At 57.4% G+C, this 25,688-nt stretch carries 17 protein-coding genes; 12 read left to right on the top strand and 5 right to left on the bottom strand.

The features are described 5' to 3' along the window. Positions 1-13 precede the first annotated feature (13 nt). A complete protein-coding gene (gene gntU, locus NR795_RS15880; protein WP_144818016.1) occupies positions 14-1,354 on the top strand; it encodes a gluconate transporter in 1,341 nt (446 codons plus the stop codon). 47 nt (positions 1,355-1,401) lie between these two features. Here gntU and NR795_RS15875 read toward each other — a convergent pair whose 3' ends face one another. From NR795_RS15875 to NR795_RS15865, 3 genes are all read right to left on the bottom strand, one after another. Further along, positions 1,402-2,154 (bottom strand): Fic family protein, encoded by a 753-nt coding sequence (locus NR795_RS15875; protein ID WP_257758711.1) that lies wholly within the window; start codon positions 2,152-2,154, stop codon positions 1,402-1,404. Positions 2,155-2,167: 13 nt separating this feature from the next. Then, a complete protein-coding gene (locus NR795_RS15870; protein WP_257758710.1) occupies positions 2,168-2,413 on the bottom strand; it encodes a hypothetical protein in 246 nt (81 codons plus the stop codon). A 63-nt stretch (positions 2,414-2,476) separates the two neighbouring features. Next, positions 2,477-3,070 (bottom strand): YhgN family NAAT transporter, encoded by a 594-nt coding sequence (locus NR795_RS15865; RefSeq protein WP_042393172.1) that lies wholly within the window; start codon positions 3,068-3,070, stop codon positions 2,477-2,479. Positions 3,071-3,246: 176 nt separating this feature from the next. Between NR795_RS15865 and asd the strand changes: the two genes are divergently transcribed. The 6 genes from asd (at position 3,247) to glgP (ending at position 14,031) form a co-directional block, all read left to right on the top strand. Further along, a complete protein-coding gene (gene asd, locus NR795_RS15860) occupies positions 3,247-4,353 on the top strand; it encodes an aspartate-semialdehyde dehydrogenase (RefSeq protein WP_257758709.1) in 1,107 nt (368 codons plus the stop codon). Positions 4,354-4,579: 226 nt separating this feature from the next. Next, positions 4,580-6,766, top strand: a complete 2,187-nt coding sequence (glgB, locus tag NR795_RS15855) for a 1,4-alpha-glucan branching enzyme (RefSeq protein WP_144818018.1) — start codon at positions 4,580-4,582, stop codon at positions 6,764-6,766. Then, positions 6,763-8,739, top strand: a complete 1,977-nt coding sequence (gene glgX, locus NR795_RS15850) for a glycogen debranching protein GlgX (RefSeq protein ID WP_257758708.1) — start codon at positions 6,763-6,765, stop codon at positions 8,737-8,739. Before glgB ends, glgX begins: the two co-directional genes overlap by 4 nt. A gap of 15 nt (positions 8,740-8,754) precedes the next feature. Continuing rightward, a complete protein-coding gene (gene glgC, locus NR795_RS15845; protein ID WP_257758707.1) occupies positions 8,755-10,038 on the top strand; it encodes a glucose-1-phosphate adenylyltransferase in 1,284 nt (427 codons plus the stop codon). A gap of 92 nt (positions 10,039-10,130) precedes the next feature. Further along, positions 10,131-11,564, top strand: coding sequence for a glycogen synthase GlgA (gene glgA, locus NR795_RS15840; protein WP_144818021.1), 1,434 nt, complete (start codon positions 10,131-10,133; stop codon positions 11,562-11,564). Positions 11,565-11,583: 19 nt separating this feature from the next. Continuing rightward, the gene (gene glgP, locus NR795_RS15835; RefSeq protein ID WP_257758706.1) at positions 11,584-14,031 is read left to right on the top strand and encodes a glycogen phosphorylase; all 2,448 of its coding nucleotides are present in this window, start codon (positions 11,584-11,586) and stop codon (positions 14,029-14,031) included. Between the two features lie 81 nt (positions 14,032-14,112). Here glgP and glpD read toward each other — a convergent pair whose 3' ends face one another. Further along, a complete protein-coding gene (gene glpD, locus NR795_RS15830) occupies positions 14,113-15,618 on the bottom strand; it encodes a glycerol-3-phosphate dehydrogenase (RefSeq protein WP_144818023.1) in 1,506 nt (501 codons plus the stop codon). A gap of 193 nt (positions 15,619-15,811) precedes the next feature. On the opposite strand from glpD, the gene glpE reads away from it, so the two are divergent. From glpE to NR795_RS15815, 3 genes are read left to right on the top strand one after another with little or no spacing between them, the layout of a single operon-like run. Then, positions 15,812-16,141: a thiosulfate sulfurtransferase GlpE gene (gene glpE, locus NR795_RS15825; RefSeq protein ID WP_103820339.1), complete on the top strand. Its 330-nt coding sequence runs from the start codon at positions 15,812-15,814 to the stop codon at positions 16,139-16,141. A gap of 59 nt (positions 16,142-16,200) precedes the next feature. Further along, entirely contained in the window at positions 16,201-17,022 is an 822-nt protein-coding gene (gene glpG / locus NR795_RS15820; protein WP_144818024.1) for a rhomboid family intramembrane serine protease GlpG, read from the top strand. Positions 17,023-17,040: 18 nt separating this feature from the next. After that, positions 17,041-17,799 carry a DeoR/GlpR family transcriptional regulator gene (locus tag NR795_RS15815; RefSeq protein ID WP_144818025.1) on the top strand — a complete coding sequence of 253 codons (759 nt, stop codon included), beginning with the start codon at positions 17,041-17,043 and terminating at the stop codon, positions 17,797-17,799. A 40-nt stretch (positions 17,800-17,839) separates the two neighbouring features. Here NR795_RS15815 and malT read toward each other — a convergent pair whose 3' ends face one another. Next, positions 17,840-20,545, bottom strand: a complete 2,706-nt coding sequence (gene malT, locus NR795_RS15810) for an HTH-type transcriptional regulator MalT (RefSeq protein ID WP_144818026.1) — start codon at positions 20,543-20,545, stop codon at positions 17,840-17,842. A gap of 636 nt (positions 20,546-21,181) precedes the next feature. On the opposite strand from malT, the gene malP reads away from it, so the two are divergent. Both malP and malQ read left to right on the top strand, forming a co-directional pair. Continuing rightward, positions 21,182-23,575 (top strand): maltodextrin phosphorylase, encoded by a 2,394-nt coding sequence (gene malP / locus NR795_RS15805; RefSeq protein WP_144818027.1) that lies wholly within the window; start codon positions 21,182-21,184, stop codon positions 23,573-23,575. Positions 23,576-23,583: 8 nt separating this feature from the next. Continuing rightward, positions 23,584-25,671, top strand: coding sequence for a 4-alpha-glucanotransferase (gene malQ, locus NR795_RS15800; protein ID WP_257758703.1), 2,088 nt, complete (start codon positions 23,584-23,586; stop codon positions 25,669-25,671). Positions 25,672-25,688 lie beyond the last annotated feature (17 nt).

Raw genomic sequence — 25,688 nt, 5'->3', positions numbered from 1 at the left:
TTAAGGCAGTACAGTGGGTACTTTAACGCTTGTTTTGACAGCGGTCGGCTCGGTTTTGCTGCTGCTGTTTTTAGTGATGAAGGCACGTCTTCACGCCTTCATTGCTTTGATGGTGGTTTCTATTGGCGCAGGGCTCTTTTCCGGCATGCCGCTCGACGCCATTGCCAAAACCATGGAAAAAGGCATGGGCGGCACGCTGGGCTTCCTCGCCATAGTGGTCGCGCTGGGAGCGATGTTCGGCAAAATTCTGCATGAGACCGGCGCGGTGGATCAGATCGCGGTCAGGATGCTGAAATCTTTCGGCCACAGCCGGGCGCACTATGCTATCGGCCTTGCGGGGCTGATCTGTGCGCTGCCGCTCTTCTTTGAAGTGGCGATTGTGCTGCTGATCAGCGTCGCCTTCTCCATGGCGCGCCATACGGGCACTAACCTGGTTAAGCTGGTCATCCCGCTATTTGCCGGGGTTGCGGCGGCGGCGGCCTTCCTGCTGCCGGGGCCAGCGCCGATGCTGCTGGCGTCTCAGATGCACGCCGACTTTGGCTGGATGATCCTGATCGGCCTCTGCGCGGCGATCCCGGGCATGCTGGTTGCCGGGCCGCTGTGGGGCAACTTTATCAGCCGCTACGTTGAGCTGCATATTCCGGATGATATCAGCGAGCCGCATCTCGGCGAAGGCAAGATGCCGTCGTTCGGCTTCAGCCTGGCGCTGATCCTGCTGCCGCTGGTGCTGGTCGGCCTGAAAACCATCGCCGCCCGCTTCGTTGAGCAGGGCTCTACGCTTTACGAGTGGCTGGAGTTTATCGGCCATCCGTTTACCGCCATCCTGGTGGCGTGCCTGGTCGCCATCTACGGCCTGGCGTATCGTCAGGGCATGGCGAAAGACAAAGTGATGGCGATCTGCGGGACGGCGTTGCAGCCGGCGGGCATTATTCTGCTGGTGATCGGTGCAGGCGGCGTCTTTAAGCAGGTGCTGGTGGATTCCGGCGTCGGTCCGGCCCTGGGCGAAGCGTTGACCGGCATGGGCCTGCCTATTGCTATCACCTGCTTCGTGCTGGCTGCGGCGGTGCGTATTATTCAAGGGTCGGCAACGGTGGCCTGTTTGACCGCGGTGGGTCTGGTGATGCCGGTGATTGAGCAGCTGCACTTCTCTGGCGCACAGATGGCTGCGCTGTCGATCTGCATCGCAGGCGGCTCTATCGTGGTTAGCCACGTCAATGATGCTGGCTTCTGGCTGTTCGGTAAGTTTACCGGCGCAACCGAAGCACAGACGCTGAAGACGTGGACGATGATGGAAACCATCCTCGGCACCACGGGCGCGATTGTCGGGATGATTGCCTTCTCGCTGCTAAGCTAAACTTCTGCTATCAAAAAGGCAGCCCCTTTTAGCGGCTGCCTTTTTGTTTAATGTGAGTGGGGATCTGAAGAGGAGTAATACCGGGTTACAGCGTAGAGTCTCTGAATCTCAGGATCGTCCAGGTTGCCATAAGACACATTCTCTTTGTCTAACCCATCAAGTCCCTTAATACCTGCAATCAGTTCAGGCCATTGATCACGGTTTGATATATCTACAACGAATGGTTTCAGGTAGGCATTGAGATAACCTTTGGCAGGATCGCCAATCTCAGCGCTAAGCGCATATAAATAATCATCTTTATCAGTCTGAGCCCAGTCGATGGCGAAGCCTGCGCGGAACGCGAGCTCCATAAAAACTAACAAAATCGTTCGCCCGTTACCATCAAGAAAAGGATGAGCAAAAGCTAAAAGCCCCATCACCTCGCCAGGTTTTGCTTTGAAATTCTCACAGTCTGCTGCCAGTCGTAACGCATAATCTACAGCAAGTTTAATACCCTTGGGATGTTCGAAAGTTGTATGACGTGGATTGTCAGCGGAGCCCTTAAAGACGGCCAGGTTAGGTGTCAACGCATGACGGTCACGCCCGGCCCAGGGATAAAAATCCGAAAAGAGAAGTTCATGAACCTTAAGTAGCGACGTGTAATTTATGGACTTCAGAGAGGAGAGAAAGCTAATCGCGTCTTCTATTCCCAGTTCAAACACAAGGTGCTCAGACTGTTTCACCTCATTAGGGTCTTTCAACCCTAATGAGTTTTGTAAATATCCGGCCGTTTCGAAGTCACCGAATGGGTCAAAAATCATACACAGATCCCTGTCAGATTTTCCGCTTTTCCTTGAGATAGTCAGCCTGAAGTGAAAGCGTTTCGGCTTTCGTGAGCACGCCTTTCCTCTTCAAATTGACGAGTAACTGCTCAACGTTATCAAGAATGACAGTATCGCCAGCCAGACGCGTAATGGCCATAGCCATGCGGCTCGTGCTGTCACACTTATCTGACACATGGTGAAAGGCAGCAAGATGACGAACCTTGCTCGCCACACTCGGAGAAAGATTTTTAGGCATAAAATTTACCTCCTATAGTGTACAAATTTTAGCATACTGCCCCCCGGGCGTCTTCAGGTACCGCTATCCCTTCATCCACACCCGAATGCCGTCCAGGAACATCTGGGTTGCCAGCATGACCAGCACCAGTCCCATCAGACGCTCCAGCGCGTTAACCCCTTTCTCACCGAGCAGGCGTAAAAACAGCGTCGACTGCAGCAGAATCGCCACCGTGCCGCCCCACGCCAGCATCAGGGCGATCACCAGATGGCCCATCTGATTCGGATACTGGTGCGAAAGCAGCATTAGCGTGGCGAGCAGAGTGGGGCCCGCCACCAGCGGGATCGCCAGCGGTACAATAAACGGCTCTTCACCGGCGGGCATGCCGTAGCTGCCACCCTCGGGGCTGGGGAAGATCATCTTAATGGCGATTAAGAACAGGATAATGCCGCCGGAGATAGAGACGGTCTCGGCGCGCAGGTTCAGGAATGAGAGGATCTTCTCGCCGGCAAAAAGGAAAATCAGCATCAGCAGCAGGGCAATCAGCAGCTCGCGGATCATAATCGCCCGTCGGCGTTTCGGCTCGGTATGCTTCAACACCGACATAAAGATAGGCAGGTTGCCAAGCGGATCCATAATCAGGATCAACAGCACCGCGATGGAGAGAATATCATTCATTGCTTCGTTTCCCTGAGGCACGCCCTAAATGGCCGCTGATAAGCGCTATTTCTGACGGCGACACTATCATTGATTAATTTCACTTGCGACTTTAGCTGCATTTTGTAATGTGTGAGGTATACCAGTAAAAAGATCTGGATCGCTCAAACAGCACACACCTCTGCAGGAAATACGCTATGAAAAATGTTGGTTTTATCGGCTGGCGCGGTATGGTCGGCTCTGTACTCATGCAACGCATGGTAGAAGAGCACGACTTCGATGCCATTCGCCCCGTCTTCTTCTCTACGTCCCAGCTTGGCCAGCCAGCACCGACCTTCGGTACAGGCGCGGCGGGCACGCTGCAGGACGCATTTGATCTGGAGGCGCTGAAGGCACTCGACATTATTGTCACCTGCCAGGGCGGCGATTATACCAATGAAATCTATCCAAAGCTTCGTGAAAGCGGCTGGCAGGGTTACTGGATCGATGCGGCCTCCTCGCTGCGCATGAAAGATGATGCCATCATCATTCTTGACCCGGTGAACCAGGACGTTATTACCCAGGGCCTGAACAACGGAGTGAAAACCTTTGTCGGCGGCAACTGCACCGTTAGCCTGATGCTGATGTCGCTGGGTGGCCTGTTTGCCGAGAACCTGGTGGATTGGGTTTCGGTTGCTACCTACCAGGCGGCCTCCGGCGGCGGCGCGCGCCACATGCGTGAGCTGCTGGCGCAGATGGGCCAGCTGCACGGCCACGTTGCCGGCGAGCTGGCGGATCCGGCCTCGGCTATCCTCGATATCGAGCGTAAGGTCACGACGCTCTCCCGCAGCGGCGAGCTGCCGGTTGATAACTTCGGTGTACCGCTGGCGGGCAGCCTGATCCCGTGGATTGATAAGCAGCTTGATAACGGCCAGAGCCGTGAAGAGTGGAAGGGCCAGGCAGAGACCAACAAGATCCTCAATACCGATCTGGTTATTCCGGTGGATGGCCTCTGCGTGCGCGTGGGTGCGCTGCGCTGCCACAGCCAGGCCTTTACCATCAAGCTGAAGAGAGATGTCTCTATCCCGACCGTTGAGTCTCTGCTGGCGGCCCACAATCAGTGGGCGAAAGTGGTGCCGAACGACCGTGAGATCACCATGCGTGAGCTGACCCCGGCGGCGGTCACCGGCACGCTGACTACCCCGGTTGGCCGTCTGCGCAAGCTCAACATGGGGCCGGAGTATCTCTCCGCCTTCACCGTCGGCGATCAGCTATTGTGGGGAGCCGCCGAGCCGCTACGACGGATGCTGCGCCAGCTGGCGTAACGATCACTGTTTATGAGGAGGTGCTGCGTCACCTCCTTTTTTTTGCACATTTTTTGTGAACAAACACAGCGGCAATTTTGGTAAATACATAATGTAGTCGCAATTCAGCCAAATTTATCAGGAGACAGGGGAAGCCTTGTCTATGCTTTAGATTGGAACAGTTTCAGGCCAGCTGGATGTGGCTGGCGAAAAAAATGTGGCACATTGAGAACAGGATAAAAAAACCATGTCCAGTCTTGTCGATAGAGACGTGATTAACGCGCTAATAGCAGGCCATTTTGCGGATCCCTTTTCCGTACTCGGTATGCACCGCACCAATGCCGGGCTGGAAGTCCGCGCGTTGCTGCCTGACGCCACCGAAGTGTGGGTTATCGAAACGAAAACCGGACGCAAGCTGGCCAGGCTAGAGTGCCTTGATTCACGTGGCTTCTTTGCCGGTATCATTCAACGCCGTAAAAATCCTTTCCGCTACCAGCTTGCCGTTCACTGGCACGATCACGCTAATCTGCTAGACGATCCATACCGCTTTGGTCCTCTCATTCAGGACTTAGATGCCTGGCTGCTGTCAGAGGGCACGCACCTGCGGCCGTATGAGACCCTGGGTGCGCACGCCGATACCATGGACGGCGTGACCGGTACCAAATTCTCCGTCTGGGCACCGAATGCCCAACGCGTCTCGGTAGTAGGCGAATTTAACTACTGGGATGGCCGTCGTCATCCCATGCGCCTGCGCAAAGAGTCCGGCATCTGGGAGCTGTTTATCCCCGGCGTGCAGAATGGGCAGATCTACAAATTCGAGATGATCGACGCCAACGGTAATCTGCGCATCAAGGCCGACCCGTATGCTTTCGAGGCGCAGATGCGCCCGGAAACCGCCTCCATGATCTGCGGCCTGCCGGAAAAGGTCGAGCAGACCGAAGAGCGCAAGCGAGCCAACGAGTTTGACCAGCCGATCTCTATCTATGAGGTGCATCTCGGCTCATGGCGTCGCCATACCGACAATAACTTCTGGCTGAGCTATCGCGAGCTGGCAGAGCAGCTGGTTCCCTACGCCAAGTGGATGGGCTTTACCCACTTAGAGCTGATGCCGATCAACGAGCATCCGTTTGATGGCAGCTGGGGCTATCAGCCAACGGGCCTCTATGCGCCCACCCGCCGCTTCGGCACGCGGGATGACTTCCGCTACTTTATCAAGGCTGCCCACGCGGCGGGTCTGAACGTGATCCTTGACTGGGTACCAGGCCACTTCCCGTCGGATGAATTCGGCCTCGCTGAGTTCGATGGAACCGATCTCTATGAGCATAGCGATCCGCGCGAGGGCTACCATCAGGACTGGAACACGCTGATCTATAACTATGGTCGCCGTGAGGTCAGTAACTATCTGGTGGGTAACGCGCTCTACTGGGTTGAGCGCTTTGGTATTGACGCCCTGCGCGTCGATGCGGTGGCTTCCATGATCTACCGTGACTACAGCCGCAAAGAGGGGGAGTGGATCCCCAACGAGTTTGGCGGTCGCGAGAACCTTGAAGCCATCGAATTCCTGCGTAGCACTAACCGCAAGCTGGGCGAGCAGGTACCAGGGGCGGTGAGCATGGCCGAAGAGTCCACCGATTTTCCAGGCGTATCGCGGCCATCGGATAACGGTGGGCTGGGCTTCTGGTACAAGTGGAACCTGGGCTGGATGCATGACACCCTCGACTACTTCAAGCTCGATCCCATCTACCGTCAGTATCATCACGATAAGCTGACGTTCGGGATGATTTACAACTACACCGAGAACTTCGTTCTGCCGCTGTCGCATGATGAAGTCGTGCATGGCAAAAAATCGATTCTTGATCGCATGCCGGGTGATGCATGGCAGAAGTTTGCCAACCTGCGCGCCTACTACGGCTGGATGTGGGCCTTCCCGGGTAAAAAACTGCTCTTTATGGGCAACGAGTTTGCTCAGGGCCGTGAGTGGAACCACGACAGCAGCCTTGACTGGCATCTGCTGGAGGGCGGCGATAACTGGCACCACGGCGTTCAGCGGCTGGTGCGCGATCTCAACACCACCTATCGTCACCATAAAGCGCTGCACGAGCTTGATTTCGATGGCTACGGTTTCGAATGGCTGGTGGTCGACGATAGCCAGCGTTCGGTGTTTGTGTTCGTACGCCGGGACAAAGACGGAAATGAAATTATCGTGGCCAGCAACTTTACGCCGGAGCCGCGCCATGAATACCGTTTTGGCATCAATCAGCCGGGCCGCTGGCGTGAGGTACTGAATACGGATTCAATGCACTATCACGGCAGCAACGCCGGGAATTACGGCAGCGTGCACAGCGATGCCATCCCTAGCCACGGTCGCGATAACTCGCTCAGCCTGACGCTGCCGCCGCTCTCTACCATCTGGTTGGTGAGGGAGGGTGAATGACGAAGCTGGCGGCAGGTAAGCCTGCGCCACCTGGCGCGCATTACGAGGGCAACGGCGTGAACTTCACGCTCTTCTCGGCAAACGCAGAGCGGGTTGAGCTCTGTCTCTTTGACGATGAAGGGAATGAACAGCGCTATGACCTGCCTGCCCACAGCGGCGACGTCTGGCACGGTTTTCTGGAGAGGGCGCGTCCCGGTTTGCGCTATGGCTACCGGGTTCACGGCCCCTGGGATCCCGCGGCGGGCCACCGCTTTAATCCGGCAAAGCTGCTGGTTGACCCCTGCGCCCATCGCGTAGAGGGAGAGGCTATCGATCATCCGCTTTTTCACGGTGGCTTTGCTGCGCCCGATCCGCACGACAACGCGGGGATTGCGTTAAAGAGCGTGGTCGTTAACGAGGCGTTTGACTGGGAAGATGACGCCCCGCCGCGTAATCCCTGGGGCAAAACGGTGATCTATGAGGCCCATGTTAAGGGGCTGACGTATCTGCATCCGGACATTCCAGAGGCGATACGCGGCACCTACCGGGCCCTCGGCCACCCGGTGATGATCGCTTACTTTAAACGGCTAGGGATCACGGCTCTGGAACTGCTGCCGGTGGCGCATTTCGCCAGCGAGCCGCGCCTGCAGCGGCTGGGCTTGAGCAACTACTGGGGCTACAACCCGCTGGCGATGTTTGCCCTCGATCCGCGCTACGCCAGCGATCCTGACCGCGCCCAGCAGGAGTTTTGCGAGGCGGTCAAAGCGCTGCACAAAGCCGGTATTGAGGTGATCCTCGATATCGTATTGAACCACAGCGCTGAGGTTGATCTTGAAGGCCCGACCTTCTCCCTGCGCGGAATCGATAACCGTAGCTATTATTGGATCAGAGATAATGGCGATTACGCCAACTGGACCGGCTGCGGTAATACCCTGAACCTGAGCCATCCTGGCGTAGTGGAGTATGCGCACCAGTGCCTGCGGCATTGGGTAGAGACGTACCACATCGACGGCTTCCGCTTCGATTTGGCGACGGTGATGGGGCGCACGCCGCACTTTGATGCCCGTGCGCCGCTGTTTGAGGCGATAAAAAACGATCCGCTGCTCTCGGCAGTGAAGCTGATTGCCGAGCCGTGGGACGTGGGTGAGGGCGGTTACCAGGTGGGTAACTTCCCGCCGCTGTTTGCTGAGTGGAACGATCAGTTTCGCGATGCTTCCCGCCGTTTTTGGCTGGCGAAGGATCTCTCTCTGGGCCGATTTGCCACGCGCTTTGCCGGTTCGGGGGATGTGTTCAGACGCAGCGGGCGTCTTCCCGCCGCGTCGATTAACCTGGTGACGGCGCACGACGGTTTCACGCTACGCGACTGCGTTTGCTTTAACCATAAGCACAACGAGGCCAACGGTGAAGAGAATCGCGACGGCACTAACAATAATCACAGCAATAATCATGGTACAGAGGGATTAGGCGGATCGTTGTATGTGATTGAGCGGCGGCGAGACAGTGTCCATGCCCTACTGGTCACGCTGCTGCTGTCACAAGGTACGCCAATGCTGCTGGCGGGTGATGAACAGGGACATAGCCAGCATGGTAACAATAATGCCTACTGCCAGGACAACGCGCTGACCTGGCTTGATTGGGAAAAGGCAAATGACGGGTTAACCACCTTCGTGGCCACCTTAATCCATCTTCGCCAGCAGGTCCCGGCATTAACGCAGAATGCCTGGTGGGAAGAGGGTGACGGTAACGTCAGCTGGCTGAACAAGGATGCCCAGCCTTTAAGCGTGCAGGAGTGGGAGCATGGGTCAGGCCATCTGCAAATCCTGCTTTCAGAACGTTTCCTGATTACGCTGAACAATACGGATAAGGTTACAGAGATTGTATTACCCGACGGGGAATGGCGCGCCGTTCCTCCATTTGCCGGTGAGGATAATCCGGTGGTAGTGGCTGTCTGGCATGGGCCCGCGCATGGAGTATGCGTTTTTCGAAGGTCATAAAAAAAGGAGTTCATCATGGTTAGATTAGATAACAACGATCCGCTAATGTTAGCGCGCCAGCTGCCATTAAAATCTGTAGCCCTGATCCTGGCAGGAGGGCGTGGCACGCGTCTCAAAGACTTGACCACCACACGCGCCAAGCCTGCGGTACACTTTGGCGGCAAGTTCCGTATTATCGATTTTGCGCTCTCCAACTGTCTTAACTCCGGTATCCGTCGTATCGGCGTGATCACCCAGTATCAGTCGCACACCCTGGTGCAGCATATCCAGCGCGGCTGGTCCTTCTTTAGCGAAGAGATGAACGAATTTGTCGATCTCCTTCCCGCCCAGCAGCGCTTACACGGTGAGAACTGGTATCGCGGCACGGCGGATGCGGTCACCCAGAACCTAGACATCATTCGCCGCTACAATGCGGAGTACGTTGTCATCCTCGCGGGCGATCACATCTATAAGCAGGACTACTCGCGCATGCTGATCGACCACGTTGAGAAGGGCGCACGCTGCACCGTCGCCTGCCTGCCGGTACCAAAAGCAGAAGCAACGGCGTTCGGCGTGATGGCGGTAGATGAAAACGAAAAAGTAATCGATTTCGTTGAGAAGCCTGCCAATCCGCCGACGATGCCAGGGGATGACACCAAATCTCTGGCCAGCATGGGGATCTATATTTTCGACGCAGAGTATCTCTACGCGCTGCTGGAAGAGGATGACAAGGATGAGAACTCTAATCACGATTTCGGTAAGGATATTATCCCGAAAGTGACGAAAGCCGGCGAGGCCTTTGCCCATGCCTTCCCGCACTCTTGCGTGCAGTCGGATCCAGACGCCGAGCCTTACTGGCGCGACGTGGGAACCCTGGAGGCGTACTGGAAGGCTAACCTCGATCTTGCCTCCGTAACACCCGAACTGGATATGTACGATCAAAATTGGCCTATCCGAACCCACATGGAATCGCTACCGCCTGCTAAATTTGTACAGGATAGATCGGGTAGCCATGGAATGACGCTTAATTCGCTGGTGTCGGGGGGCTGCATTATCTCCGGTTCGGTGGTGGTGCAGTCGGTGCTGTTCCCGCGCGTGCGCGTTAACTCATTCTGCAATATCGACTCGTCGGTTCTGCTGCCGGATGTTTGGGTAGGACGTTCGTGCCGCCTGCGCCGCTGCGTTATTGACCGCGCCTGTAAAATACCCGAGGGCATGGTCATTGGTGAAAATGCAGAAGAGGATGCCCGTCGGTTCTACCGTTCAGAAGAAGGCATTGTGCTGGTCACGCGCGAGATGTTAAGCAAATTAAAAGAGTGACGGCATCAAATCATAACCTTGCGCGGAAGGGGTCCGCGCGCTGGTTTACCGCTACCGCCCGCATACGGTAGCGGTTTTTAACAGGAGCGAGAATGCAGGTTTTACATGTATGTTCTGAGATGTTCCCGTTGCTCAAGACCGGTGGTCTGGCAGATGTACTTGGTGCACTCCCTGCGGCGCAAATAGCCGGTGGTGTTGATACCCGCGTACTGCTGCCGGCATTCCCTGATATTCGGCGCGGTATTACTGATGCGAAAGTGGTGTCCCGACGAGAGACGTTTGCCGGACACATCACGCTGCTCTACGGCCACTATAACGGCGTGGGTATCTATCTGATTGATGCCCCACACCTCTATGACCGTCCCGGCAGCCCGTATCACGATACGAATCTGTTTGCCTATACCGACAACGTGCTGCGTTTCGCCCTGCTCGGCTGGGTCGGCAGCGAGATGGCCTGCGGTCTCGATCCGTTCTGGCGTCCGGACATTGTCCATGCCCACGACTGGCATGCCGGGCTGGCCCCCGCCTACCTTGCCGCGCGTGGCCATCCGGCGAAGTCCGTATTTACCGTGCATAATTTAGCCTACCAGGGTATGTTTTATGCTCATCACATGAGTGAAATAGATCTGCCACTGTCATTCTTTAGTGTTAATGGCGTAGAGTTTAACGGCCAGCTCTCGTTCCTGAAGGCGGGGCTCTATTTTGCCGATCACATTACGGCGGTTAGCCCCACCTACGCGCGGGAGATCACCGAGCCGCAGTTTGCGTACGGCATGGAAGGACTGCTGCGCCAGCGCCACGCAGAGGGCCGCCTCTCCGGGATCCTCAACGGCGTTGATGAGCAGATCTGGGATCCGGCAACCGACCTGCTGCTGGCGTCACGCTTTACCCGCGACTCGCTGGAAGATAAGGCAGAAAACAAGCGTCAGCTGCAAATTGCGATGGGTCTAAAGGTCGATGAGAAGATCCCGCTCTTTGCCGTCGTCAGCCGCCTGACCAGTCAGAAAGGACTGGATCTGGTGCTGGAGGCGCTGCCCGGCCTGCTGGAGCAGGGGGGACAGCTGGCCCTGCTGGGCGCAGGCGATCCGGTGCTGCAGGAGGGTTTCCTGGCCGCCGCCGCCGAGCATCCGGGGCAGGTAGGGGTTCAGATCGGCTATCACGAAGCCTTCTCGCACCGCATTATGGGCGGCGCGGATGTGATTCTGGTGCCGAGCCGCTTTGAGCCGTGCGGCCTGACGCAGCTCTACGGACTGAAGTACGGCACGCTGCCGCTGGTACGGCGTACCGGTGGGCTGGCTGACACCGTATCAGACAGCTCACTTGAGAACCTGGCGGACGGTATCGCCAGCGGATTTGTGTTTGAAGACAGCAATGCCTGGTCGCTGCTTAGGGCAATAAGGCGTGCTTTTGTGCTGTGGTCCCGGCCTTCGCTGTGGCGCTTTGTTCAGCGTCAGGCGATGAATATGGATTTTAGCTGGCAGGTTGCCGCTCAATCCTATCGGGATCTCTATTATCGGTTGAAGTAGAGCACCAGGAATCACGTTTATGAATGTACCCTTTACCTATACATCACCGACGCTCAGCGTTGAGGCGTTAAAGCACTCCATTGCCTATAAGCTGATGTTTACCATTGGTAAAGATCCGGCCATCGCCAATAAACATGAGTGGCTGAACGCCACCCTGTTCGCCGTGCGTGACCGCCTGGTTGAGCGCTGGTTGCGCTCAAACCGTGCGCAGCTCTCTCAGGAGACGCGCCAGGTCTATTACCTGTCGATGGAGTTTCTGATTGGCCGCACCCTCTCTAATGCCCTGCTGGCGCTGGGCATCTACGGCGACGTTAAAAACGCGCTGGAAGAGATGGGGTTGGATCTTGAAGAGCTGATCGACGAAGAGAACGACCCCGGCCTCGGCAACGGTGGCCTGGGGCGTCTGGCTGCCTGCTTCCTCGACTCGCTGGCTACGCTTGGTCTGCCAGGGCGCGGCTACGGCATCCGCTACGACTACGGTATGTTCAAGCAGAACATCGTTGATGGTCGCCAGAAAGAGTCCCCGGACTACTGGCTGGAGTACGGCAACCCGTGGGAGTTCAAACGCCACAACACCCGTTACAAGGTGCGGTTCGGCGGTCGGATCCAGCAGGAGGGGAAAAAGACCCGCTGGGTAGAGACCGAAGAGATCCTGGCGGTCGCCTACGATCAGATCATCCCCGGCTTTGATACCGACGCCACCAATACGCTGCGGCTGTGGAATGCTCAGGCCAGTAGCGCGATTAATCTCGGTAAATTCAACCAGGGCGACTATTTTGCCGCGGTGGAAGATAAAAACCACTCGGAAAACGTCTCCCGCGTGCTCTACCCGGATGACTCGACCTATTCCGGCCGCGAGCTGCGTCTGCGCCAGGAGTATTTCCTTGTTTCGGCGACGGTGCAGGATATTCTTAACCGCCATTTCATGCTGCATAAGACCTATGCCAATCTCGCGGATAAGGTTGCTATTCACCTCAACGATACCCATCCGGTGCTCGGGATCCCTGAGCTGATGCGTCTGCTAATAGACGAGCATAAGTTCACCTGGGATGATGCCTTTGAGGCCACCTGCCAGATCTTCTCCTATACCAACCATACGCTGATGAGCGAGGCGCTGGAGACCTGGCCGGTAGACATGCTGGGTAAAATTCTGCCGCGTCATCTGCAGATTATCTTTGAGATCAATGACTACTTCCTGAAGACGGTGCAGGAGCAGTATCCGAATGATACCGGTCTGCTTAGCCGCGTCTCGATTATCGACGAGTCCAACGGCCGTCGGGTGCGTATGGCCTGGCTGGCCGTTGTGACCAGCCATAAGGTCAATGGTGTCTCCGAACTGCACTCAAACCTGATGGTGCAGTCGCTGTTTGCGGATTTTGCGAAAGTGTTTCCTGGGCGCTTTACCAACGTCACCAACGGCGTCACGCCGAGACGCTGGCTGGCGCTGGCTAACCCGTCGCTGTCGGATGTGCTTGATGAGCATATCGGGCGTACCTGGCGAACCGATCTGAGCCAGCTTAGCGAGCTGGAGCAGCACATCGACTTCCCGATGCTGAACCAGTCTGTACGCCAGGCGAAGCTGGAGAATAAAAGGCGTCTTGCGCTCTACATCGGCCAGCAGCTTAACGTGGTGGTAAACCCGAAGGCGCTGTTCGACGTACAGATCAAGCGTATCCATGAGTACAAGCGTCAGCTGATGAACGTCCTGCACGTTATCGCCCGCTATAACCGCATCAAAGCCGATCCAGATGCGGACTGGGTGCCACGCGTCAATATCTTTGCCGGTAAGGCGGCCTCGGCCTACTACATGGCGAAGCATATTATTCATCTGATCAACGATGTGGCGAAGGTCATCAACAACGATCCGCAGATTGGCGACAAGCTGAAGGTGGTGTTCATTCCGAACTATAGCGTCAGCCTGGCGCAGCTGATCATTCCGGCAGCGGATCTCTCCGAGCAGATTTCGCTGGCGGGAACGGAGGCCTCCGGGACCAGTAACATGAAGTTTGCCCTCAACGGTGCGCTGACCATCGGCACGCTGGATGGCGCAAACGTCGAGATGCTGGAGCACGTGGGTGATGACAATATCTTTATCTTTGGTAATACGGCGGATGAGGTTGAGACGCTGCGTCGTCAAGGCTATAAGCCGCGCGACTACTATGATAAAGACGAAGAGCTGAACAACGTCCTGACGCAGATTGCCACCGGCGTGTTTAACCGTGATGAGCCGGGCCGCTACCGCGATCTGGTGGATTCCCTGCTTAACTTCGGCGATCACTATCAGGTGCTGGCAGATTTTCGCAGCTACGTTGACTGTCAGGATCGGGTGGATGAGCTTTACCGCCAGCCAGAAGAGTGGACCATTAAAGCGATGCATAACATCGCCAATATGGGCTACTTCTCATCTGACAGGACAATCAAGGAGTACGCGGATAAAATCTGGGATATTAAGCCGATACGCCTGTAAAACTGTAAAAACGCCGGGCAGCATTGCGTTTGCCCGGCCTACACGTAGGCCCGGTAAGCATAGCGCCACCGGGCGTTTTAATCATGATGCTAATGACAATTCACGCTTAGCCCAGCTAGCCAGCCACAGCGCCACCCGAGACTGCTCTTCCGCGTTTAACCACATACCGACCTTCGTCCGACGCCAGATAGCATCGTCGAGGCGACGCACCCACTCATGCTCTGCCAGATAGCGCAGTTCGGCCTCGTAGAACTCATGGCCAAAATTCTCCCCAAGATCTTCAACGGACGACGTACCGGCAAGGATCAGCTCGCTGTTGCTGCCGTAGGTCCGGGCGTAGTGGCGTGCCAGCGGCTCGCTGATAAACGGATAGCGACGGCGCAGCTTCGCCGCGTAGTCGTCACGGTCGCCAGCAATATCGCCCCCGGGCAGTACGCACTCTTTTGTCCACGCCGGGCCGATGCCGCTGTAGTACGGCGTCAGCTTCTCCAGCGCGTGTTCGGCCAGCTTGCGGTAGGTTGTCAGCTTGCCGCCGAAGACAGAGAGCAGAGGCGCTTTACCCTCGTCATCACGAATATCGAGAGTATAGTCGCGGGTAACGGCCTGCGGTGAGTCGGACTCATCGTCGCACAGCGGACGCACGCCGGAGTAGGTCCAGACAATATCGTCCCGGGTTAGCGGCTTTTTAAAGTGCGCGTTATAGACCTTCAGCAGGTAGTTAATCTCACCCTCGTCGATCTCAACGTGCTGTGCATCTCCTTTATACTCAACGTCGGTGGTGCCGATAATAGAGAACTCGTCCATCCACGGGATCACAAACACGATACGCTTATCTTCGTTTTGCAGAATATAGGCCTGCTTCTGCGAGTGCACGCGCGGCACCACGATATGGCTACCTTTGATCAGACGGATGCCATACGGCGACGGCAGCTGCATCCCCTCGTCAAAGAACTGCTTCACCCACGGGCCGGTGGCATTTACCAGGCCTCGCGCCTGCCAGCGGTATTTCTCGCCGGTATCAATGTCTTCGGCTTCCACGATCCACAGACCGTTTTCGCGACGTGCCGAGGTCGCCCGGGTACGGGTTAACACCTCACCACCTTTACGCACCACCATCTGCGCATTCGCCAGCACCAGACGCGCATCGTCGACCCAGCAGTCAGAATATTCGAATCCGCGCACGATCTCCGGCTTCAGCACCGACTCTGAGCCAAAACGCAAACCGGTAGAGCCGGGCAGGCTGGTACGTTTGCCCAGGTGATCGTACATAAACAGGCCGATGCGGATCATCCACGCCGGACGCAGGTGCGGACGGTGGGGCAGGCGAAAACGCATCGGGAAAGCGATATGCGGTGCCATCTGCAACAGCACCTCACGCTCCGCCAGCGCCTCGCTCACCAGGCGAAACTCATAGTGTTCCAGGTAGCGTAGGCCGCCGTGGATCAGCTTCGAGCTGGCCGAGGAGGTGGCACAGGCCAGGTCATTCGCCTCCAGCATGAGCACGGAAAGACCACGCCCGGCGGCGTCTGCCGCGATACCGGCACCGTTGATGCCCCCACCTATCACAATCAGATCTTTGGTTTCCATGCTCACCTCATGCACTTTCGTAAAAGCTCAAAAATGTTCGATATCGCTCATAATAGCAAACGAACGCGCTTTTGGTAACATCAAAAAAACAATTTAGAGTGATACGCATAACATAATGGCGTTTACCTGGCGGAACGACGTAAAATTAGAGAGAGAATGTATAACGCGCATACCCAACCAAGATGAGAGCGAAATGGATCAGTTTGAGTGTATTAATGTAGAAGAAGCCCACCAGAAGATGCATCAGAAGCTGGCGGTGCTGGTCGATATCCGCGATCCGCAAAGCTATGCCATGGGCCATACCCCCGGCGCGTTTCATCTGACCAACGATACGCTGGGGACGTTTATGCAGCAGAACGACTTTGATACGCCAGTGATGGTGATGTGCTACCACGGCAACAGCAGCAAAGGTGCCGCCCAGTACCTGTTGCAGCAGGGTTTTGACCAGGTCTACAGCGTCGACGGCGGCTTTGACGCCTGGCATCGTCACTTCCCGGCGGAAGTGGCCCACGGTACGCTTTAGTCAGCGGCGTCATAACCCGCTATACTGCCCTCTTTTGTGTGGAAAAAGCGACCGCCAGCATGTTGATGATCACTTCCTTTGCTAACCCGCGCGTCGCCCAGGCGTTTGTTGACTATATGCAAACCCAGGGCGTTGTTTTGACTATTCAACACCATGACACCAGCGACGTCTGGCTGGCGGACGAGAGCCAGGCCGGACGCGTACGCGAAGAGCTGGCGCGCTTCCAGCAGAACCCGGAAGATCCGCGCTACCTGGCGGCCAGCTGGCAATCAGGGCAGGTGAATAGCGGCCTGCACTATCGTCGCTACCCCTTCTTCGCCACCCTGCGCGAGCGGGCCGGGCCGGTAACGCTGATCGTCGCGCTGCTCTGCGTGCTGGTGTTTATCCTGATGAGCACGCTTGGCGATCAGATTGTCATGATGTGGCTGGCGTGGCCTTTCGATCCCTCGCTGCGGTTCGATCTCTGGCGCTACTTCAGCCACGCTCTGATGCACTTTTCCGTGATGCATATTCTCTTCAACCTGCTCTGGTGGTGGTACATCGGCGGGGCGGTCGAGAAGCGCCTCGGCAGCGGCAAGCTCATTGTAATCACGCTTATCAGCGCGCTGCTCAGCGGCTATGTGCAGCACAAGTTTAGCGGCCCGTGGTTTGGTGGCCTCTCCGGCGTGGTGTATGCGCTGATGGGCTACGCCTGGCTGCGCGGCGAGCGCGATCCGCAAAGCGGTGTCTATTTGCCACGAGGCCTGATAGCCTTTTCCTTAATATGGTTAATTGCCGGCTGGTTTGATCTGTTTGGCATGTCTATCGCCAACGGCGCGCACGTCACCGGCCTGGCCGTGGGGCTGGCGATGGCCTTTGTTGATACGCGAAAACGAACATAAAAGCTCAGGAACATTGCAATGAAACAGACTCAGCGCCACGATGCCATCATCGAGCTGGTAAAAAAGCAGGGCTACGTCAGTACCGAGGAGCTGGTAGAGCAGTTTGCCGTCAGCCCGCAGACCATTCGCCGCGATTTAAACGATCTGGCCGATCAGAACATGATCCTGCGCCACCACGGCGGCGCGGCGCTCCCCTCCAGCTCGGTAAACACCCCGTGGCACGATCGTAAAGCCACCCAGACGGCGGAGAAGGAGCGGATTGCCCGCAAAGTCGCCAGCCAGATCCCAGACGGGGCAACGCTGTTTATCGATATCGGCACCACGCCGGAAGCGGTCGCGCATGCGCTGCTGGATCACAATCACCTGCGCATCGTCACCAATAACCTCAACGTCGCCAACACCCTGATGGTGAAAGAGGATTTCCGCATTATTCTGGCCGGGGGCGAACTGCGCAGCCGTGACGGGGGAATTATCGGCGAGGCGACCCTCGACTTTATCTCCCAGTTCCGCCTCGACTTTGGCATTCTCGGGATCAGCGGCATTGACGCCGACGGCTCGCTGCTGGAGTTTGACTACCACGAGGTGCGCACCAAGCGGGCGATTATCGACAACTCACGTCACGTGATGCTGGTAGTGGATCACTCCAAATATGGCCGCAATGCCATGGTTAACATGGGCAGCATCAGCATGGTAGATGCGGTCTATACCGACGTGATGCCGCCCGCCGGCGTGCTGGACGTAATCAAGAGCCACAATATCCAGCTGGAACTGTGCTAAAAATCACGCCGGGCGGCACTGCATTTGCCCGGCCGACAATTCAGACGCCGTAGCCCATCATCTGCAATAGCTGCTGCGCGTGCTGTACCGCATCCTGGCGGTGGGCGACGCCCAGCTTCTGGTAGAGGTTACGAATGTGGGTTTTGATGGTGGTCGCCGCGACTGCCAGCTCGCCGGCGATCTGCTCGTTGCTGTAGCCAGAATAGATCAGCCCCAGCACCTGCCACTCCCGCTGGGTCAGTGGGCTGGTGCGGATCAGCTCCGGGACCTCCGGGTGGGTCAGCAGACGTTCAACAAAGCGCTCGTCAAAGTGGGCATACTTGTGGCGATGATGCTGGTTTATGTCACGCAGAATGCGCTGGGCGCGGTGGCCCTCTAGCTCTGGCAGGGCGTTAAGCTGAATCAGCTGCCGCAGCTGCTGCGCCATCGCCTCGCCTTCAATCACGAAGTGGCTAACGAAGCCGGTGCGGTTTGCCAGCGTCAGGGCCTCTATCAGCACCCGCTGAGCATCGTTCTTACGTCCGGCCTGCCAGTAAAGCTGGTTTAGCAGGAGCAGGTTACGGTTCAAATCGCTCATCAGCCGCAGGCTGCGCGCGTTCTCGTTCAGCTCCTCCAGCACCATCTCCGCCGACGCCACGTCTCCCAGCAGGATCTGCGCCCGGGCAACGTTGCGCCACTGGCTCTGGTGGAAGTGGTTATTGGCAAACTCTGATTTCGGCGTCTGACGCAGCCACTGGGCGGCAGCCTGCTTATCGCCGGTCATCTGCCAGTAGATCACCCGCACTTTGTCAGCATTGGACACCCAATCGCTATGATACTGTCCGTTACCGAGCAGGTTCTCCAGCCGGTTAAGGTGGCTGCGGGCATTATCCAGATCGCCACGCGCCAGCGAGTTTTGCACTACCAGAGCCAGGCATTGCAGCTGCTGCTGAGGCTGATAGGCAGAGAGCACGGTCATGCCTTCCCGGGCAGCCGCTTCGGATTCATCAAGACGTCCCCATGCCCACAGCAGCTGGGCGCGGATACGCAGCAAAAACTCGTGCAGCGGCAGCTGCTCAAGATGCTGCTCGCGGATCAGCGTGAACGCCTTCTCCTGGCACTCCCAGGCAGCCTGCAGGAAGCCCTGGGCAAACAGGATCTCGCACTGCTGGATCAGGCTCCACAGCGCGTAGTGCCAGACGTCGTGGCGGCGCGCCATCTGCTCGGTTTGCTGCATCAGGGTGAGAGAGTGGCTGAGCAGCCCCTTGCAGTGCAGCACCTCGCCATGCACCGAGGTCGCCACGATGCGGCTATAGAAGTTAGCCAGCGGCAGCTCTTCAAGCGCGATCATCGCCAGCCGCTCGGCCTCTACCGGATCGCCATCGTTAATCGCCACCTGGGCGCGCAGCGCGTTAAAGTCACCTTGCAGCGCGTGATCCGCCGTCATGTCCATCTCCTGCTCGGCGCGGGCCAGCAGGGTATTCACTTCGCTATAGCGGTGCTGGCTCTGCATCAGCCAGGCTTGCAGCAGCACCAGACGCGGGTTCTCCAGCAGGCTCTCCCACGGCAGCGCCTTTAACGACGCCTCCAGCAGGGTCAGCTCGCTGTGGTTAAACAGGCCCCACGCGTGGTGCAGCAGAATATCGCGTAGCATCGTGCCATCGCCCGCCGCTAACGCATGATGAATGGCCTCGCTCGGAAAGCCCTGCGCCATCCAGCTCTCTGCCGCCGCGCGGTGAATATCCGGCAGCTCGGTGGCCAGCTCCCACTGGCAGCGCTGGCGTAAAAAGCTGCCGAACAGCGGGTGGTAGCTAAACCACTCCCCGGAGTCATCCATACGCTGTAAAAACAGCCCCTGGCGCTCGATCTCCTCCAGCCGCATCTGGCCGTTCTCTTCGCCGGTGACGCGGACGATCAACGCATCGTTCATCGAGCGCAGCAGGGAGCTTTTCAGCAGGAACTGGCGGGTGGTGGAATCGATATTGTCCAGCACCTCATCGACCAGATAGTCCGACAGATGGCTGGCGTTAATCCCTGCCAGGCGGCGGGCAGAGTGCTGGGTTGAGCTGTTATTCTGCCGGGCCGAAAGGGCAATCAGCTGCAGGGCGGTGGCCCATCCGGCCACGTCGTCGCACAGACGGCTGCTCTCCGCCGCTTCAATCGGGGCGTTCAGGCGGCAATCAAAAAACTGCTTTGCCTCCTGATGAGTAAAGGCCAGCTGCTGGCTGCTGACTTCCAGCAGCTGATCGCGCACGCGCAGGTTGGCAATGCCCAGCTGTGGCAGGTTGCGCGACAGCACCACCAGGGTCAGATTTTCCGGCTGATGACGAAGGAAGAAACGCATCGCGTCGTGGATCACCGGGTTGGTCACCAGATGATAGTCATCGATAACGATGTAGAGCGGACGCTGCCACTCTGCCAGCTCAATAAAGAGCTGTGAAAAGAGCGAGGGGAGGCTGGCGTACTGACGCTTCTGCGCCATCGCCTCGCTGGAGACGCAGTGTCCGCCGGTCGCCTGCTGCACGGCGGCGACAAGATAGCTGGCGAATCGCTCCGGCTGGTTATCCCCCTCATCGAGCGAGAACCAGCCCAGATCGGCTTGACTGGCAGCCCACTGTGAAATAAGCGTCGTTTTGCCGTAGCCAGCCGGGCTGGTAACCAGAGCCAAACGAAAATTGTTCGCGCCGGAAAGTTTAGCCAGCAGGCGTTCGCGGACCACAGTATGGTCAAGACGAACCGGGCGACTTAATTTGGACGGAATCAACATAGTTATCACTTCACTGTGAGGGAACGAAGAAAAAGGAATTTTTTTGCGCTTCGTAATTAATGACTAATAAGGTCGGTCAGAATGGATTCTATTGCAAGTTATGTCCGAATTTTACGGCGCTGAATTTGCACCGTGTCACATTTTCATAACCTGGCTGAATAAAACGCCCGACAGGTAGCGAGGGCACGTGGTAACTAGCCTGCGGGCAAATGGAGCAGAATGTAATATTCACTTTTGGCAGAGTTAGATTAGGTTGTTGATATTCAAAATCCATAGGTCGAAAGTGGTAGTTAATAGGGTTCGATGGGTAAGGTTGTTAATATTTGTATCTATGATTCGCCGCAGTAAATTTAAATTCATGTATGTATATATGAAACGCCATTTCATTTCCTTGAGCGCCCTCCCGGTTACCTGCCGATAATGTCCTCATACTTTCGCATGCGTTTTTGTGCCAGCTGACCGTTGAATTTTTGAGTAATTCGCCTTTTTACAGCTAACTTTAAGTGGCAGCGGTCACACTTTTGGCTCATCCCTGCGGCTCCTCCTGGGCTTTTCCCTGGCAGGATGAGGAAGTCAACCCAGGGGCCAGGCAAACTAGCGCTAACGTTGTTTTTACTTACAGGATCCCCGTTTGCTATGTCACAGCCAACCTTTAACAAAGCTCAGTTTGCCGCCGCCCTGACGCGTCAGTGGCAGCGTTTTGGTCTCCGTTCCGCCGAAGAGATGACCCCCCACCAGTGGTGGCACGCGGTTAGCGGCGCGCTGGCGGAGCAGCTTGCTGCCCAGGCGGTAGCCAAACCCGCAGAGGATCAGCGCCACGTAAACTATATCTCCATGGAGTTCCTCATTGGCCGCCTGACCGGCAACAACCTGCTTAATATGGGCTGGTATCAGGAGGTGAGCGATCTGCTGCAAACGCATAACGTCAATCTCACCGACCTGCTGGAAGAGGAGATCGATCCGGCGCTGGGCAACGGTGGCTTAGGCCGGCTGGCAGCCTGCTTCCTGGACTCGATGGCGACGGTAGGTCAGCCCGCTATCGGCTACGGCCTGAACTATCAGTACGGTCTGTTCCGCCAGTCCTTTGTCGACGGGCAGCAGCAGGAGGCCCCGGACGACTGGCATCGCGGCAGCTACCCCTGGTTCCAGCACAACGCCGCGCTGGACGTTAAGGTCAATCTTGGCGGCAAGGTGAGCCGGGACGGGCGCTGGGAGCCGGCGTTTTCTCTGATCGGCGAGGCGTGGGATCTGCCGGTGCTGGGCTACCGGAACGGCGTAGCGCAGCCTCTGCGACTGTGGCAGGCTAAACACGCTCACCCGTTCGATCTGACTAAATTTAACGACGGCGATTTCCTGCGTGCCGAACAGCAGGGTATCGACGCTGAAAAGCTGACTAAAGTTCTCTACCCTAACGACAACCATACCGCGGGTAAAAAGCTGCGCCTGATGCAGCAGTATTTCCAGTGCGCCTGCTCGGTCGCGGATATTCTGCGCCGCCACCATCTGGCCGGGCGCAAGCTGGCGGAGCTGCCCGACTACGAAGTGATCCAGCTCAACGATACCCACCCGACCATCGCCATTCCGGAGATGCTGCGCGTGCTGATCGACGAGCATCAGCTGAGCTGGGACGAGGCGTGGTCAATTACCAGCCGCCTGTTTGCCTATACCAACCACACGCTGATGCCGGAAGCGCTGGAAAACTGGCATGAGCGGCTGCTGAAACCGCTGCTGCCGCGCCATATGCAGATCATCAAAGAGATCAACGACCGCTTTAAAAAGCAGGTAGTGAAAACCTGGCCGGGCAACGAGGCGGTGTGGGCGAAGCTGGCGGTGGTCTATGACGGCCAGGTACGCATGGCTAACCTCTGCGTCGTGAGCGGCTTCGCGGTCAACGGCGTGGCGGCGCTGCACTCGGACCTGGTGGTGAAGGATCTCTTCCCGGAGTATCACCAGCTGTGGCCGAACAAGTTCCATAACGTCACGAACGGCATCACCCCGCGCCGCTGGATCAAGCAGTGCAACCCGGCGCTTGCCGCGCTGCTTGATAAGACGCTGAAGAGAGAGTGGGCAAACGATCTCGACCAGCTGCTGGGCCTGGAGAAGTATGCCGACGACGCCAGCTTCCGTCAGCAGTACCGCGCTATCAAGCAGGAGAACAAGACGCAGCTGGTGGCGTTTGTGAAAGCGCGTACCGGTATCGAGATCAACCCTAACGCTATTTTTGATATTCAGATCAAGCGCCTGCATGAGTATAAGCGTCAGCACCTGAATCTGCTGCACATCCTCGCGCTCTACAAAGAGATCCGTGAGAACCCGGCGGCAGATCGCGTGCCGCGCGTCTTCCTGTTCGGAGCCAAAGCCGCACCGGGCTACTACCTGGCGAAGAACATTATTTTTGCTATCAATAAGGTGGCAGAGGCGATCAACAACGACCCCAGCGTGGGCGACAAGCTGAAGGTGGTTTTCCTGCCGGACTACTGCGTCTCGGCGGCCGAGAAGCTGATCCCGGCGGCGGACGTCTCCGAGCAGATCTCTACCGCAGGAAAAGAGGCCTCTGGTACCGGCAACATGAAGCTGGCACTGAACGGCGCGCTCACCGTGGGCACGCTGGATGGTGCCAACGTCGAGATTGCCGAGCAGGTCGGCGAAGAGAATATCTTTATCTTCGGCCATACTGTGGAAGAGGTGAAGGCCCTGAAGGCGAAGGGCTACGATCCGGTTAAATGGCGCAAGAAAGACAAGCTGTTGAATGCGATCCTCAAAGAGCTGGAGAGCGGTAAATATAGCGACGGCGACAAGCATGCGTTCGACCTGATGCTGCACAGCATCGGCAAAGAGGGGGGCGATCCCTACCTGGTTGCCGCTGACTTTGCCGCCTACGTTGAGGCGCAAAAACAGGTCGACGTGCTCTATCGCGACCAGGAGGCGTGGACCCGCGCGGCGATCCTTAATACCGCCCGCTGCGGCATGTTCAGCTCCGATCGCTCAATTCGTGACTATCAAAACCTGATCTGGCAGGCCAAACGCTAAGGAGCGCCATGGAAAGTAAACGTCTGGCTGACGCCGCGCTGGCGGCGGGCATTAGCCCTAACTATATCAACGCCCACGGCAAACCCCAGTCAATTGGTGCCGAAACCAAACGGCGTTTGCTTAACGCAATGCACCCCGCTGCGGCTAAGAAGGCGGCAGCGGCCCCCGTTGCGCAGGTTAAGGTGCTGATCCACGGCAAAAGATTGTCGTTGCCCGTTGAGGGCAGCGGCGAATTTAGCTGGACGCTCACGACCGAAACGGGTGAGCAGCACCAGGGGACGTTTCGCGACAAGAAGCGGATCACGCTGCCAGCCTCGCTGGCAGAGGGGTATCACACGCTGACCCTGCGCCAGGGTAAAAAGCAGTGGCAGTGCCGGGTGATTGTCGCCCCGCCGCGCTGCTATGAACCCGAGGCGCTGCTGGAGGGCAAAAAGCTGTGGGGTGCCACCGTTCAGCTTTATACCCTGCGCTCGGAGAAAAACTGGGGTATCGGCGATTTCGGCGATCTGAAGGCCATGCTGGTCGAGGTCGCGAAGCGGGGCGGGGCGTTTATCGGCCTCAACCCGGTTCATGCTCTCTATCCGGCGATGCCGGAGAGCGCCAGCCCCTATAGCCCCTCTTCACGGCGCTGGCTTAACGTGCTCTATATCGACGTTAACGCCATCGAGGATTACCAGCGCAGCGACGAGGCGCAGGCGTGGTGGAAGATGGACTCCACCCAGAAAGCGCTCAATGCGGCGCGGGACAGCGAGTGGGTCGACTATGCCGGCGTCACCGCCCTTAAGCTGGCAGCGCTGAAAATGGCGTGGCGTCGCTTTGCCGATCGGGCGGAAGACGACGAGCAGATGGCGGCGTTTCGCGGTTTTGTGCAGCAGCAGGGCGAAGGCCTCTACTGGCAGGCCGCGTTTGATGCCCTGCATGAGTATCAGGTAAAAGAGGATGAGATGCGCTGGGGTTGGCCGGTGTGGCCGGAAGCCTACCGGCATACCGACAGCCCGCAGGTAAAAGCCTTCTGTCAGGAGCACGCCGACGAGGTGGATTTCTACCTCTGGCTACAGTGGCTGGCTGCGGTGCAGCTGGCGGAGTGCTGGGAGACCAGCCAGGGCTTTGCGATGCCGATTGGCCTCTACCGCGATCTGGCGGTAGGCGTTGCCGAGGGCGGGTCAGAAACCTGGTGCGATCGCGAGCTGTACTGCCTGGAGGCCTCCGTGGGTGCGCCACCGGATATTCTTGGGCCGCTGGGGCAAAACTGGGGCCTGCCGCCGATGGATCCGCATATCATCACCGCCCGTGGCTATGAGCCGTTTGTTCAGCTCCTGCGAGCCAACATGAAGAGCTGTGGCGCGCTGCGTATCGACCATGTGATGTCGCTCCTGCGTCTGTGGTGGATCCCCTACGGCGAGACGGCGGATCAGGGGGCCTATGTTCACTACCCGGTGGATGACATGCTGGCGATCCTTGCCCTGGAGAGTAAACGCCATAGCTGCATGGTGATTGGCGAAGATCTCGGCACCGTGCCGAAGGAGATCGTCAGCAAGCTGCGCGACAGCGGGGTTTACTCCTACAAGGTGCTCTATTTCGAAAGCGATGATAAAAAGCGGGTGCGTGCTCCAGAGTTATGGCCTGCCCAGTCGATGGCGGTAGCGACAACCCACGACCTGCCGACCCTGCGCGGTTACTGGGAAGCGGACGATCTAACCCTCGGTAAAACGCTGGGACTCTATCCGGACGAAGAGGTGCTGCGTGAGCTGTATGCGGATCGTGAGCGGGCGAAGCAGGGCCTGCTGGACGCGCTGCATCAGCACGGCTGTCTGCCGAAAAGCACCGGGCGCAAGGCGGCTCGCATGGCGATGAATGCTACCCTCAACCGGGGTCTGCAACGCTATATTGCCGACAGCAGCAGTGCGCTGCTTGGGCTACAGCCAGAGGACTGGTTGGATATGGCCGATCCCGTCAACGTGCCGGGCACCAGCTACCAGTACAAAAACTGGCGGCGCAAACTGTCGACGTCGCTGGAGAAGATGTTTGCTGATGAGAAGGTGAACAGGCTGGTGAAGGATCTGGACAAGCGGCGTAAGACGGCATCGAAGAAGTAAATCATTACCCGGCGGCG

It is taken from the genome of Pseudescherichia sp. L3, from assembly GCF_024656065.1.
In the GTDB taxonomy this organism is placed as follows: Bacteria; Pseudomonadota; Gammaproteobacteria; order Enterobacterales; family Enterobacteriaceae; genus Pseudescherichia.
This window is presented reverse-complemented; position numbering and strand designations above follow the sequence as displayed.